This is a genomic window from Kitasatospora sp. NPDC056731, from assembly GCF_040687675.1.
Classification (GTDB): Bacteria; Actinomycetota; Actinomycetes; order Streptomycetales; family Streptomycetaceae; genus Kitasatospora.
Genome location: NZ_JBFBNR010000042.1, coordinates 35040 through 48011, shown reverse-complemented (window position 1 = coordinate 48011; position 12972 = coordinate 35040). Strand labels below are relative to the sequence as shown.

The window sequence follows — 12972 nt, the reverse complement described above, 5'->3', positions numbered from 1 at the left end:
TCCGGCCGGTCGGCAGTCGGTTGTCAGCGCTGACCGCTCACCGCTCGACGCGTCCCGCGTCGGCGGGCGCGAGCGGCTCCGGCTGCGGCTCGTCCACCGCCGCCATGTTGTCCCGGTAGTACCAGGAGCTCAGGGCGGCCCGCAGCCGTGCGCGCCGCGAGGCGCCCTCGCCCGGCGCCGGCAGGGGAAGCGGGGCGTCGCGCAGGGCCAGCGTGTAGCGCAGGCCGGCGGGAAGCGGCCGGTGCTCGCCGTGGAAGGCACCCTCGACGGCCTCGTGCACGAATCCGGTCTCGTCTCCCTCCGTCACCCGTTCGAGGTCCCGCTCCTGCAAGGCCAGGCACAGGCGCCGGGTGATCCAGAAGGCCGCCGCCGGCCCGACGAACAGGCCCACCCGCAGGAACCAGTTCAGGCCCTCCACCGGCACGTCCAGTGCCCGGGCGACGACGTCCTGGCCGCCGGCGACCAGCAGCACGACGTAGAAGCACGTCCCGGCGACAGCCAGTGCCGTGCGGGTCTGCCGGTTGCGGGGGCGGTCGCACAGGTGCTGCTCGCCGCTCCCCGGGGTGATCCAGCGCTCGAAGAACGGATAGCCGTACAGGGCGGCGAAGAACAGCAGCGGGAACAGCACGGCCGGAATCAGCGGGTTCCAGGCGACGGTGTGGCCCCACAGCCGCGTCTCGGCCCCGGGCATCAGCCGCAGCGCGCCCTCGATGAACCCCATGTACCAGTCCGGCTGCGCGTCGGTGGAGTCCTGGTCGGGGCGGTAGGGCCCGTACAGCCAGATCGGGTTGACCTGGGCGAGGGCGGCGGCCAGCGCCAGCACCCCGAAGACCATCGCCATCAGGCCCGCCGTCTGGACGCTGAAGTGCGGGAAGAGGGGCTTCCCGACGACGTTGCGGTTGGTGCGTCCGGGCCCGGCCCACTGGGTGTGCTTGAGGTGGAAGACCAGGATCAGGTGCGCGGTGATCAGGCCGAGCAGGAGACCAGGCAGCAGCAGGATGTGCGCGCTGTACAACCGGGGGACGATGTCGTGCCCGGGAAGCTCCCCGCCGAAGAGGAAGAAGCTCAGGTAGGTGCCGACCAGCGGGACCGACAGGATGAAGCCCTGGGCCGTGCGCAGACCGGTGCCGGAGAGCAGGTCGTCGGGCAGCGAGTAGCCGGCGAAACCCTCCAGCAGGGCGAGTTGGAACAGTGTCAGTCCCACCAGCCAGTTGACCTCCCTGGGGCGGCGGAACGCGCCGGTGAGGAAGATGCGCAGCAGGTGCGCACAGATCGCGGCGGTGAACACCAGTGCCGCCCAGTGGTGGATCTGGCGGATCAGCAGGCCGCCGCGCACGTCGAAACTGATCGACAGCGTCGAGGCGTACGCCTGGGACATCCGCACCCCGCGAAGCGGCGGGTACGTTCCGGCGTACACGATCTCGGCCATGGACGGTGTGAAGAACAACGTCAGGAAGACGCCGGTCAACAGCAGCAGCACGAAGGTGTAGAGCGCCAACTCGCCGAGCAGGAAGGACCAGTGGTCGGGAAAGACCTTCCGGAGCAGGCCCTTGGCCCCGTCGAACAGCGGCAACCGCCGGTCCAGCGCGACCGCCGTGTTCCGGGCGGCCCGCTCCGCCCGCCGCCCGGCCCGCGCCCTCCACCTCGACAGCCGCACGCCGCTCCTCCCGTCCGCTCCGATCGTGTGTCCCGATAGCCATATCCCGTGGCGGCGGGGCCGCCGGACGGGGCTCGCCCACCGCCCCGGGCTTCACCCGGACGGCCCCGGCTCGGTGCTCCTCCGCCCTCCCAGGTTCCGGCGTCGGACCGCTGACCTGCTGATTCTCCCCGGGCCCTGGTCTGGAGGCAGCGGGCCGACCCACGGACGGCGGGCGTGAACGGACCCCCGCGCTCCGGTCGGGACGTTCACGAAATGATGGCTGCGGGTAGTCGAGTGGGTGCGAAAGGTCATCAGGTGGGGGGTGCGGCAGGGAGCGACGATGCCGGAACACGAGCAGTTCGGCGTGCGGGCCGAGGCGGACGGGCCGGCGAGCCGGACCGGAAGAGTCCCGCCCCAGGCGAGTCCGGAGGAGGCCCCCGGGGCCGCCCCCGCCCCCGGGGAAGGCCCCGCCCCCGTCTCCGGGGAAGGTCGAGTTCAGGGGGAGGGCCGGGCGCCCGGCCGGCCGGCGCCGCCCGGGGCGGAGAGCGGACCCGCCGATGCCGACGGCACGGCGGCCTGGCCGGACCTGATGCTGCCGCTGCTGCGCACCCCGACCACCGACCGCCCGCTGGTGACCGGCGAACCCGGTGCGGACGACCCGGGGCCGGCCGCGGTGGCCGCCGTCCTGGACCTCGCACTGCTGGTGGGCGAGCTGATGCTGGCCTGCGGCGAGGCCGCCGAGGACGTCGAGGCCGCCATGCTCGCCGTCGCGCAGGCCTACCGGGCCCAGCCCTGCGACCCCCAGGTCACCTTCACCCGGGTGGCGATCTCGTACCAGCCGGGCCCCTCGGAGCCGCCCGTGACGGTCGAGCGGTCCGTGCGCCACCCGGCCGGGGACTATGCGCGGCTGGCCGTGCTCTTCCGGCTGGTCACCGAGATCACGACCGGCGGACTCGTCGTCGACGACGCCCACCACCGGCTGAGGGCCGTGCGCCGGCACTGCCGCCACTACCCCGCGTGGCTCCTGGTCCTGTCCTCCGGCCTGCTGGCCGGCGCCGCGACGCTGCTGGTCGGCGGCCGGGCCGACGCCCGGGCCTGGCTGGTGTTCGTCAGCGCCGTCGCCGCGGCACTGGCCGGCGACCGGCTCTCGGCGCTGGTCGGACGCCACGACCTCCCGGAGTTCTACCGGATCGCGACGGCCGCGACCCCGGCGGCGGCGATCGGCATCCTGCTGTCCTTCAACGGGCTGAACCTGGGCGGATCGGTGGTGATCACCGGAGGGCTGTACACGCTCCTGCCCGGATGGCCCATGGTGGCGGCGGCGCAGGACGGCCTCGCGGGCTTCTACCTCACCGCGGCCGCACGCCTGATGGAAACGCTGTACATGATGGCCGGCGTGGTGGTCGGGGTGATGACCGTGCTCTACATCGGCGTCAACAACGGCGCCGACCTGGCGACCCGTCCCGCCCCGGTCGCCGCGTCGAACCCGCCGCTCCAACTGATGGCGGCGCTCCTGCTCACCCTGACCTTCGCGGTGCTGCTCAACACCGAGCCGGGCACGCTTCCGGCCGTCCTGCTCAACAGCGGGGTCGGCTGGACGACGTACGGCGTGCTGGTCAACGCCGGCGGCGAGCCCATCATGGCCACCGGCCTCGCCGCCGGGCTGGTGGGCCTGTCCGGCCAGCTCATGGCCCGCTACCGGGGAAGCTCCTCACTGCCGTACGTCACCGCGGCCCTGGGGCCGCTGCTGCCCGGCTCGTTGCTGTACTTCGGGCTGCTCGCCTTCGTCCGGGGCGAGCCCGAGATCGGGCTCGTCGGCGTCGGGCGCGCCACGGCCACGGCGATGGCGGTGGCGATCGGCGTGAACCTGGGCCGCGAGGTCGCCCGGCTGTTCCTCCCCGCCCCGGGCGTGGTCCCGGCGCCCGGCCGCAGCGCCGGCCGCCACCGTCGTTGACGGCCGGCCGCCTCCGCCGCTGAGGGCGGCGGGCGGCGGGCGGCGGGCGGCGCCGTGCGGCTGTCGGCGTCGGCACCCACGTGGTGCCGGGGCTGACAGCCGCACGAGCCGGTGAACGGGCGGATCAGGGGTTGGGGCGGGTGGTGCAGAAAGTAGGACGAGTGGATCAGTAGTAGTGACGACGCCCGCCGACGGCGTGCCCGACGGAGCCCGCGATCCACAGGACGAGGCCGATGACGGCCAGGATGATGCCGATGGTCCACAGGATCGAGATCCCGGTGACGAAACCGATGATGAGCAGGATGACGCCGAGGACGATCACGAGGTCCTCCCGTGTGGTGACTGGGACGGTTGTCAGGAGGGGCCGGTCCGGCCGTTCGATGGTGATGCCGGACCGTCCGGGGGTGGTGGAGCCGTCGTTTCTCCGGCCGCGCCCATGATCCGCGTGTACCGCTCTGCGGGCCGGGCAAACCATCCCGCCCGCAGCGGAATGGGTCGGTTCCCCGCTCGGGCATGCCCGGCCCTTCGCCGAGCAGTCGTCGCCGTCGACCGTGGCGGGTCAGGACCGGATCCGGTCGAGGACGGCGTCGATGTCGAGGTGGTCGGATTCGGTGCCGGCCGGCACCAGGGCGAAGGAGTCGAGGAGGAAGGCCGTCACGGCGTCCGCGGGGATGCTGATCACGGCCCGGCCGTTTTCGGCGCACAGGGTGACCAGGACCCGGCCCGCCCGCCCGGGCGCGACCGTCACGTCCCCGTGGCCGGCGGGGGCGTGGCGGCCCTCGTCCAGCAGGTCACGCGAGAAGACCCACTGCGCCTCCCCGCCGCCCCCGAGGGGCGGGAAGACCAGGCACACCGCGTACGGCAGCGAGGTGTCGAAGCGCAGTTGCGCCTCGACGGTCACGTCGGGGAACGGGCCTTCGGGCAGCGTGACGGCGGTGGACCAGGAGGTGACGACGGTCATGTGGCGCCGGGTTGTCCGCAGCGGCACCGAGCGCCGGCGGCGGCAGCGCTCGGCTACCCGCCCCGGGCCGATTCATGGCCCTGATGCGGAAACCCCGCGTGCGCGGTGTGTTCGCTCGTGCACGGACCGTTTCGGCGCGGCCGGGACCGGTGTGGCCCCGTTCCGGCGCGGTTCCCGGGGCGGGCCCGTCGCCGGGCGCGCCGCCTTGGCCGTTCGCGGGCCCCGGCGCGCGCGGTGCGGTCGGCAGGGCGGTCCGGCCGTCAGTGCTTCTCGTCCTGGCCCTCGCGGGACTGCGTACGGCGGGACCGCGTACGGGCCGCGGACCTGCGGCGGCGTACGCGCCAGACGATGAGGGCGATGACCACCGCCGCGGCGAGCAGGGCGGCGACGACGCCGCCGACCGTGCCCTCGACCTTGGTGTAGGCGGCCCCCGCGAAGTAGCCGAGGAGGGTGAACCCGACGCCCCAGACGAGGCCGCCGAGGGCGTTGAAGAGGAGGAAACGGCGGTACGGCATGCGGGAGACGCCGGCCAGCGTCGGCACCACGGGGCGGAAGAAGGCGACGAAACGGCCGAAGAACACGGCGGCCGGCCCCCGCCGGCGGATCAGGTCACGGGCCTTGTCGACCTGCTCCTCATGGCGTCGCAGCATGCGCGTGTCGAGGACCGCCGGGCCGATGTGGCGGCCGATCTCGTAGGCGACGGAGTCCCCCAGGATGGCCGCGCCGACCACGGCGAGGACCAGCCAGCCGATGGACACCCTGCCCTGGTGCGCGAGGAAACCGCCGAGGACGGCGGCGCTCTCGCCGGGGATGAGGAAGCTGAAGAAGAGGGCGTCCTCGGCGAAGACGAGGGCGGCGACGACCGCGTACACGACCGGGCCGGACAGGCCGTCCAGCCAGTCGGTGATCGAGTGCATCAGCCACCCCGTTCGGGATCTGCCGCCCCTTGCGCCTCAATGTAACGCGTGCGCCGAGGGCCGGGGGAGCGGCCGATGAGCAGCCTGCCGGACTGCCGGACTGCCCGGACCGGGCCCACTGCGCGCACGGTCCGAAGCGTCGGCTCGCGCTGAGGAGGCGACCGGCCGTCGGCCGCCGCTCGCGCGCTCGACGCGGTGGGTGCGGTGGGTGCGGTGGGTGCGGTGGGTGCGGTGGGTGCGGTGCTCAGTGTGCGGCGGTTTCCGCCGGGTGGGCGTCGTCCTCGCGCTGCTCCTGGGCGGCCGCTTCGGTGGTGTCGGGTGCGGGGTCCTGCCTGGCGGCCTGGCACGTGCTGCAGGTGAGCCAGTGCGGTGGAGGTTGGTGGGCGTAGCGGTGCGGGGCGAGGGTCATTCCGTCGGTGTCCAGGCCGCACAGGGTGCGGAGGCCGCAGGTGCCCGAGGCTTCCGCGGGGGCGACGTGTACGCGGCGCACCGGGCTCTCCGGGTCCGCCGGGGTGTGGTCGGGGCCGAGGAGCCGCACGTTGGTCGGCATGTCTAGCTCAAGTACGACGACGATGTCCATCTTCTCAACGTCGCTGCTGGGCCGGTCCGCCGCACCCGCTCGGTGGCATCCGGACCAGCCCGGGCCACCCCCGGCGGACGGGCTCCGACCGGCCGCGTGCGCGACGGCAGAGAACCTGAAGGCGTGCCCCGCCCCAGCACGACGCCCGTGATCGGTGGAGACGTGGCGCCGGCGGGCGATCACCCCAGGTACCGCGACGGGGTGAAACCCGCGCGGGCCGTGACGCCGTACCTGCCGGGGCGCGCTGACGTGCAGTTGCAGGCTCCGGGCGGGGTCGCCCGCCTCTCCCCGGCGCGGCGGTCACTGCGTGCGCAGGGCGCGCTCGCACTCCTGGCACCGCTGGTCGGCGAGCGTGGGCGGGTACCAGGGCTCGCCGGGCCGGACCGGCCGGTAGTGCGTGTGTTCCATCGGGCCGGTCTCCAGCCCGCACAGCGTGTACGGCTGCGGGTCCTCGGGCACGTCGGGATCGGCCCCGGCGGCGTGCACCGTGATCACGGCGGGCTCGGCGCCTTCCGCACCGTCCGTGCCTTCCGCACCGATGGCCCCGTCGGGCTCCAGCTCGAAGAGCACGATGATCGATGCCATGCACCGAGCCTCGGCCATCGCCGGCGGACCCACATCCGGAGGTGGGCCTTTCGAGGCGAGCGCCCTTGACCGGTTCCCGTGCGCTCCCCGGTGCCCGTTCCTGGTTCCGGTGCTGCCCGACGACGGCATGGATCGCGCCCGTCGGGGCCTGCTGCCATGCTCGGGTGATCACACCTCGTGCACGGAGGGAGTCCGTCGATGATCGTGCCGCCCGCGCTGGAACGGTGTCCGGGCGGGCTGCGGTGAGGGGCTGGGTGGTCGGGGCCGTCAGCGAACCGGACGAGCCCGGCGAGCCGGGGCGGTTGCTGGTGGTGCTCGTCGACGGTCGGCGGTTGGTGACTCGCGAGCTGTCCGGGCAGGAGCGGGCCGAGCTCGGGTCGCCCGTCGCCGGGCGGCTGCGAAAGCCGCATCCGGGCGCGCGGTCGATGGTGCGCTGGCTGCGCCCGGTGCTGGCCGTCGTCGTCGAGCTGGAAGCCGGACAGGTGTGCCGCATCGCCTTGCCCGAAACGGGCGACTGAGTGATTCGCAGCCACCCTTGAGCACGGGCCGTCACGAACAGCGGTGGTGCGGGCGCCTGCCGCGTTCGGGCGCAGATCGGATACACGATGATGACCGAACAGCGCTGCGCGCCGAGTTTCGGAGAGGTCGGCGGCGACAGCCGGCCGGCCTTCCTCACCTGGGCCGAGGCCACCCTGCTCCCGGCGCTGCGCACCGCGCTCCGAGTTGGATCGGGATCGGTCGGCTGCACCGCGACGGCTGTCGTGGGGTTCACCCGATTGCGCAGCGTCCGTCCGGCCGGCCCCGGGGCGGACCGGGCGCCCGGGGGCGGGCCGCGTCCGGGCGACGTAGGTTGCGGGCATGACCAGTGACGAGACGACGATCCCGGCGGTAGGGGTGCGCCTGCTGGACGAGGTGTTCGACGCGATCGAGGCGGCCAACGGCCGCCCGCAGCCGTGGACCGGTTTCGACCACGGGATCCTGGGGGCCTACCGGTGGGCCGCCGGCGCCCAGGTCGCGGCGCCCCTCACCGCTGCCGCCGCGCTCGGCGCCACCGGGCCGTGCCGGGCGCAGCTCCTGGCCGAGTGCCAGGCCGCCGCCGTCCGTCTGCGCGACACCTCGGCCTTGGCCTCGGCCTCGGGTGGGGGCGAAGGCGCGGACGAAGGCGCGAACGCCGCGTACGCCCTGGGCGCCTACCAAGCGCTGGCCTGGCTCTGCGGCCACCACGAAGACCGCCCCTGACCCGACGGCCCGAAGGGCCGGCATCGGCCCGCCGACCTGTCTGCATCGCGCACCCGCGCACAGGGAGACGACACCGTGGTGAGGGACGAGACGCCTCAGGAACGGGCGACCGGCTCTGGAGCGAGACCGTCACGGCATGAAACCCGAACTCATCCACATCGCCAGCCACTTCATCGCCACCGGCCTCGTCACCCTGGCCCTCACCATCGCCGCCGCCCTGCTGCTCCTGCTGAGCACCGCCACCGGCAACCCGGTCGCCGCGTGGGCCCTCAGCGCAGCCGTCCTGCTCTGGTTCACCACCACCTGGCTTGTTCTGCCCCAGATCGTGCTGCGGCGCACGGCCGCCCGCCGGACGGCTCCTTAGCGCCGGTCCTGCACGCGTCCGGATCCCGTCGTGGCGTCGTGGCCGGGGTGGCGCCAGGACCGGCAGGGCCCGCCAGCGGGATCCCCGAGGGCGGGCGTCCGCACCTCGCCGATCGGGGTGCGGACGTTCTGCACGCCGTGGTCGTACGCAGCGGCGACGTTTTCTCGCAGACGTACGCACGGGAGTCGGGCACTGCGGGTAGACGTGCCGTAGCGAAACGCGGAGTTGCTTCTGTTCCAGGCTCTTCGAGAATTCGAGTCGTACTGCAAGGTGTGGCTGATGGTCGCTGCCGGGGCAGCTGATACGGGCGGGGCCTGTGGCACTGGGTGTGCCGCAGGCCCCGGGTTGGCTGGTCAGGGGTGGTGGTCAGGCGGTGTTGGGGTAGATGGTCCAGCGCTGGTTGGCATGGTTGCCGACGCAGTCCCAGATGTCGAGGGCTGTGCTGTTGGCATCGTTCCAGCCGGGGAGTTCGATGCAGCGGTTGGCGGTGGGGCTGTAGATGGTGCCGTCGGCGCGCAGGGTCCAGACCTGGCCGGTGGCTCCGGTGCAGTCGAGGATGACGACGGCGGTGCCGTTGGCGGTTGCGTTGTCCTTCGTGGCGACGCAGCGTCCGCCGGTGCGCAGTGTGCCGTCGGCGGCGAAGGTGAGCTTCTGGTTGGCGCCGTTCCAGCAGTTGTAGATGAGCAAGGAGGTTCCGTTGCCAGCGCCCCAGTTGTCGAAGCACCGGTTCGGGTTCTGGGCGGAGCTGATGTTGTAGCTGGCAGGTGTGGCGGAGGGGAGGGCGCGCGGGGTGCCGAAGCGGGGCAGCCCTGCGTCGGGTGCCGTGCCGAGGTACTGGGTGAAGATGCCGTTGGTGTCAGTGGTGATCAGATCGGGGTTGCCGTCGCCGTTGATGTCGCCGGGAGAGTCGATGGTCGGGTACGCAGCGGAGCTCGCGCCGAGTGGCAGCACTGCTTGGGCGGTGGGGCTGGTCCACTTCTGGCTGACGTCGTCGAGGCAGTCCCAGAGGATGAGGTGGTTGCCGGGGTCGTTCTTGCCCTCGGGGACGGCGAGGCAGCGGCCGGACTGCGGGTTCTGCAGGGTGCCGGTGTAAGGGCCGTCGGCCCACTTCTGGGCGCCGGTGTTGTTGCAGTCCCAGAGCTGGATGCCGCTGCCATTACCGGTGGCAGCGTCCTTGATGTCCAGGCACTTGCCGAGGACGTGGAGTGTGCTGTCGATGCCGCGGGTGAAGGCCTGGGCCCCTGTCGTGTTGCAGTCCCACAGTTGGGCGGTGGTCCCGTTGTCGGGGAGGCCACGGTCTACGTCGGCGCACATGTTGGCGCCAGCGGGGTTCTTGACCGCGGAGACCAGGGCCTGGTGAGTGGGGACATGCAGGGACTTCGCGGCCGGGGCGCCGTCGGTGAGGGGCAGGGGGAAGGTGTTGATCGCGCCGGTGACGCTGTCGCGTACCCACAGCGCCGGGGTGTTGCCGATGATCCCGGGGGACAAGAGGGTGAAGCTGCTCCAGTTCTCGTTGTCGGCCCCGAGTTCGATCCCTTGGGCGAGGAGGCAGCCGCCGACCGTGGTGCCAGGGTAGTAGCGAAGGTGGCCCGCCTCGATGGTGATCAGGTTGGGTCGGCCCGCGCTGGTGGGGGTCGCGCTGAGTGCAGTCAGTTGCGTGAGGTTGTTCCAGGTTCCGTCGACGCCTCTGGCGCAGTCGGTCCTGTTGCCGATCTGGGCGATCCCGGCGCGGTCGCTGAAGTGGCCTGGTGTTCCGGCGGGCACGCGGGTGGAGTCGTTGAAGTAGATGTAGAGCTGCTTGGAGCTCTTGTTGTAGGCGAGCAGATCGTCGACGCTGTTGGCGCTGACCGAGCCGCGGTGGGCGATCAGGTAGTTGTTCCAGCTGTCCTGTTCGGGGCTCTGCGTCTTGGTGGAGGCGGTGCCGGGTTGGGCGGTGAAGTCGCTGTTGCCTGGAAGCAGGGTCAGCGAGCCGTCGGCGGCGGGGACGAGGTAGTCGGGGGTGCCGTCGAAGTTGACGTCGCCGGCGACGACTTTGGTGGCCGGGTTCCAGGGCGCGTAGAAGTCGTAGGTCGCGGCCTGGGGTTGGGTGTTTCCGACGTTGTCCGTGGCGCGCACGTACAGGCGGTGGGTGCCCCACTGGTCGGGGTTGAGGTTGATGGGGATGTCCGCGTAGGCGAAGCCGTTGGCGTCCACTCCTGCGACGGGCTGGGCCTTGTAGCCGGTCGGTGGGATGTTGTCGTCCAGGTTGTACTGGAACTCGCGCACGCCGCTGGACAGGCAGCTGCCGCGGGTGCAGCCGCCCGGGACCGGGTCGGTGCTGGTGACACGGATGGTGGCGCCCTGGTCGCCGGCGTGGCCGGTGGGCTTGATGCCGCTGCCGATCGGGGGGAAGACGGTGGAGGGTGCGATGTAGGCGAGGGTGGGCGGGGTCAGGTCGACGTTGAAGTAGCAGTAGGCGGTGCCCGTGCTGCCGAGCAGTCCGTCGGTGGCCCACGCGTTCCAGCCGTACTGGTGTCCGTCGGAGACCGGGAAGCCGATGTTGGCGTCGCCCCAGCCCCGGCCGTTGATGCTCTGGCTGGCGGGCCAGGTGACGGTGGCGGGACTGCCGTTGGCGTCCGCCGCCATGTTGTCCCAGACGTGGAAACCGATGACGATGTTGGTGCCCGGCATCGGCGTGGAGCCGTAGGCGTGCAGGGTGATGTCGGAGGCGCCGTTGCCCAGCGGCACGGTCCGCCCGATCCAGCCTGGCTGGCCACCGCCGCAGGCGTAGCCGTTCGGGTTGATCGGCTGGGGGCTGGTGTACATGGAGTCGGGGGTATTCGGCGGGAGATCGTAGGTGGCGATGAGGTACGGGTTCGGGGCGAACCGCATGAAGTTGTCGTTGTTGGTCGAGTTGTTCTCGTCGCCGAACAGGCCTACCGTCCAGGCCTTGCTGCCTGCCTGGGCGACTGAGCGCAGCGCGTCCGTGACATTGAAGGTGACCGTCTGCCAGCCGCATTTTCCGTAGGCGGACTTGGGCCACTGACCGCTGATGTCCTGGTAGACGGTCGGCTGGTGGTTCCAATCGGTGCCGCCGTCGATCGCCTCCCTCATCCACTTCAGGGCGACGGGGGCGGTGTGGCCGCAGTCCCAGCTGGCGCCGTAGGTTTCGGTGAAGTACATCTTCGCGTCGTCGATGTACATCTGTGGTGCCACGGCGCTGGTGTTGAACTCGTAGTACGAGCGTTCCATGCCATAGCAGTTGGTTCGGTAATGTTGGAATCCGACGCCCTGGCCGTTGTCCTGCGCGATGTCGTATTGGGGACTGGTCGGACAGCCCTGCATCACCTGGGCGAAGTGGTTGGTGCCCATGGTTGGGGCCGGCTGGAAGGTCGGGTCGATGTAGAGCGGCCAGACGGTGTCCTTGCCACCGAGCAGGTCTGCGTCCGGGGTCAGCGTGAGGGCGCTGGTCGTGGCCTCGACCGCGATCGGCTTGATGTGCGCGCCGCGACCTGGTCCATCCGTCGAGGACTCGCTGTCGCCCGCGCCTGCTTGGGCACCTCCGGAGATCGGACCGGAGGTGGAGGAGGTGAGAGGCGCTGCGGCGGCTTTGATGGTTGGGGTAGTCGGCGGCGCCGGGGTGTCTGACGCGGAGTCCCACATCAGCGGGGAAGGTGCGCGGAAGACGGGCTTTCCATCGGCGGCAGCGGCAGTGAGGTTGCCGTGCGCGTCTGCGGACACGGTGAGGTTCGTGGTTCCGGTGCCGAGCTTGAGTGATTTCAGTGCGGGGTTGGCGGCGGCGCTCGCGTCCTTGACTGCCAGGACTTCGCGGACCGCGCCCTGCGTGGTGACGTCCACCCGCAGATCGACACCGGGCAGAACCTCCGCGTAAGTGGCGGCGCTGCCGGTCACGGTGGGCGCGGGCAGCTTTGCGGGGAAGGCCAATGCGAAGCTGTGACCGTCTTTGTCGGTGAGCGTGGCCAGTGGTCCGGTGCCGCCGCCGGAGAGAGTAACCCCTGACGGCGTGGCAGTGGGCGAGTAGCCCCCGTCCGGGTTGCGGGCCAACGTGGCGTCGACTGCGGTCCAGGTGCCGTTCTTCTTTACCCGGGCTGCCTGAAGGTGGGTGGTGGCGGTGAGCTTGCCATCGGGTCCGGCCACCGTGAGCGACGTCTCGGTGGTCAGCTCGTCGACGGTGACCGGCTTGCCCGTCTTCTTGGCCTGAAGGCGGGCGGTTTGTACGGGGCCTGGGGCGGGTTCGGGAAGCTTGGGCGCCTGGGCGGCCGACCCGGGCGGGACGGCGAAGGTGCGGTCGTCGGCGACTGCGGCGCCGGGTGCGGCCAGGACGAGCCCGACGGCGCACGCGGTTGCCAGATGCCTTATCAGGTAATGCCGCTGCGGCGGCGGAGTGGGAAGGAGTTCCCCCATGGCGTCATCACTTTCACGACACGGCTGACCCCGCGCGCAGACTGTGGGATGCATCACACTCGCCGGTGTGCGGGGCGCCTTTGTCCAATTGTGGAGCGATTTCTAAGCAATCGTCAGCTGACTGGTCGTCAATTCGATTGCCAATCGCAGCCGAACGCTATTGCGTTGCCCAAGAGTCTGGCAATACGGTTCCCGCCGTCATGTTGGGCGAGCTGTGGTTGCCATCTGCAAGTGGTCCCAGGCCCATTACGAATTCACGAACGTGGGGGTATGCGTGCAGCCCAGTTTGAGTTGGTTCGTCCACCGTGAACGGGGAGGGGGTCGCAGGC

General features: G+C 71.5%; 11 protein-coding genes. 4 read left to right on the top strand and 7 right to left on the bottom strand.

What is annotated here, in order from left to right:
* Positions 1–37: 37 nt before the first annotated feature.
* The gene (locus AB0R04_RS31230; RefSeq protein ID WP_363377005.1) at positions 38–1657 is read right to left on the bottom strand and encodes a ubiquinol-cytochrome c reductase cytochrome b subunit; all 1620 of its coding nucleotides are present in this window, start codon (positions 1655–1657) and stop codon (positions 38–40) included.
* 322 nt (positions 1658–1979) lie between these two features.
* Here AB0R04_RS31230 and AB0R04_RS31225 point away from each other — a divergent pair, with 322 nt between their 5' ends.
* Positions 1980–3593, top strand: coding sequence for a threonine/serine exporter family protein (locus AB0R04_RS31225; protein WP_363377004.1), 1614 nt, complete (start codon positions 1980–1982; stop codon positions 3591–3593).
* 166 nt (positions 3594–3759) lie between these two features.
* Here AB0R04_RS31225 and AB0R04_RS31220 read toward each other — a convergent pair whose 3' ends face one another.
* The 5 genes from AB0R04_RS31220 to AB0R04_RS31200 form a co-directional block, all read right to left on the bottom strand.
* Positions 3760–3915, bottom strand: coding sequence for a DUF6131 family protein (locus AB0R04_RS31220; RefSeq protein ID WP_167745913.1), 156 nt, complete (start codon positions 3913–3915; stop codon positions 3760–3762).
* A gap of 237 nt (positions 3916–4152) precedes the next feature.
* A complete protein-coding gene (locus AB0R04_RS31215; protein WP_363377003.1) occupies positions 4153–4554 on the bottom strand; it encodes an SsgA family sporulation/cell division regulator in 402 nt (133 codons plus the stop codon).
* Between the two features lie 260 nt (positions 4555–4814).
* A complete protein-coding gene (locus AB0R04_RS31210; RefSeq protein WP_363377002.1) occupies positions 4815–5471 on the bottom strand; it encodes a DedA family protein in 657 nt (218 codons plus the stop codon).
* A gap of 244 nt (positions 5472–5715) precedes the next feature.
* Positions 5716–6051 carry a hypothetical protein gene (locus AB0R04_RS31205; protein WP_363377001.1) on the bottom strand — a complete coding sequence of 112 codons (336 nt, stop codon included), beginning with the start codon at positions 6049–6051 and terminating at the stop codon, positions 5716–5718.
* 300 nt (positions 6052–6351) lie between these two features.
* Entirely contained in the window at positions 6352–6636 is a 285-nt protein-coding gene (locus tag AB0R04_RS31200; protein WP_363377000.1) for a hypothetical protein, read from the bottom strand.
* A 254-nt stretch (positions 6637–6890) separates the two neighbouring features.
* Between AB0R04_RS31200 and AB0R04_RS31195 the strand changes: the two genes are divergently transcribed.
* The 3 genes from AB0R04_RS31195 to AB0R04_RS31185 all read left to right on the top strand — a co-directional run bounded on the left by AB0R04_RS31195 (position 6891) and on the right by AB0R04_RS31185 (position 8239).
* Complete coding sequence (locus tag AB0R04_RS31195) at positions 6891–7154, top strand: hypothetical protein (protein WP_363376999.1); 264 nt, start codon at positions 6891–6893, stop codon at positions 7152–7154.
* 340 nt (positions 7155–7494) lie between these two features.
* Positions 7495–7875, top strand: a complete 381-nt coding sequence (locus tag AB0R04_RS31190) for a hypothetical protein (protein ID WP_363376998.1) — start codon at positions 7495–7497, stop codon at positions 7873–7875.
* Between the two features lie 136 nt (positions 7876–8011).
* The gene (locus AB0R04_RS31185) at positions 8012–8239 is read left to right on the top strand and encodes a DUF6328 family protein (protein WP_363376997.1); all 228 of its coding nucleotides are present in this window, start codon (positions 8012–8014) and stop codon (positions 8237–8239) included.
* 366 nt (positions 8240–8605) lie between these two features.
* On the opposite strand, the gene AB0R04_RS31180 is transcribed toward AB0R04_RS31185, so the two are convergent.
* Positions 8606–12643 (bottom strand): ricin-type beta-trefoil lectin domain protein, encoded by a 4038-nt coding sequence (locus AB0R04_RS31180; RefSeq protein WP_363376996.1) that lies wholly within the window; start codon positions 12641–12643, stop codon positions 8606–8608.
* Positions 12644–12972: the final 329 nt, after the last annotated feature.

Coding starts and splice junctions, on each gene's coding strand:
- AB0R04_RS31225 (WP_363377004.1), top strand. CDS start 1,980: ATGCCGGAACACGAGCAGTTCGGCGTGCGGGCCGAGGCGGACGGGCCG.
- AB0R04_RS31215 (WP_363377003.1), bottom strand. CDS start 4,554: ATGACCGTCGTCACCTCCTGGTCCACCGCCGTCACGCTGCCCGAAGGC.
- AB0R04_RS31210 (WP_363377002.1), bottom strand. CDS start 5,471: ATGCACTCGATCACCGACTGGCTGGACGGCCTGTCCGGCCCGGTCGTG.
- AB0R04_RS31205 (WP_363377001.1), bottom strand. CDS start 6,051: ATGGACATCGTCGTCGTACTTGAGCTAGACATGCCGACCAACGTGCGG.
- AB0R04_RS31200 (WP_363377000.1), bottom strand. CDS start 6,636: ATGGCATCGATCATCGTGCTCTTCGAGCTGGAGCCCGACGGGGCCATC.
- AB0R04_RS31190 (WP_363376998.1), top strand. CDS start 7,495: ATGACCAGTGACGAGACGACGATCCCGGCGGTAGGGGTGCGCCTGCTG.
- AB0R04_RS31185 (WP_363376997.1), top strand. CDS start 8,012: ATGAAACCCGAACTCATCCACATCGCCAGCCACTTCATCGCCACCGGC.
- AB0R04_RS31180 (WP_363376996.1), bottom strand. CDS start 12,643: ATGGGGGAACTCCTTCCCACTCCGCCGCCGCAGCGGCATTACCTGATA.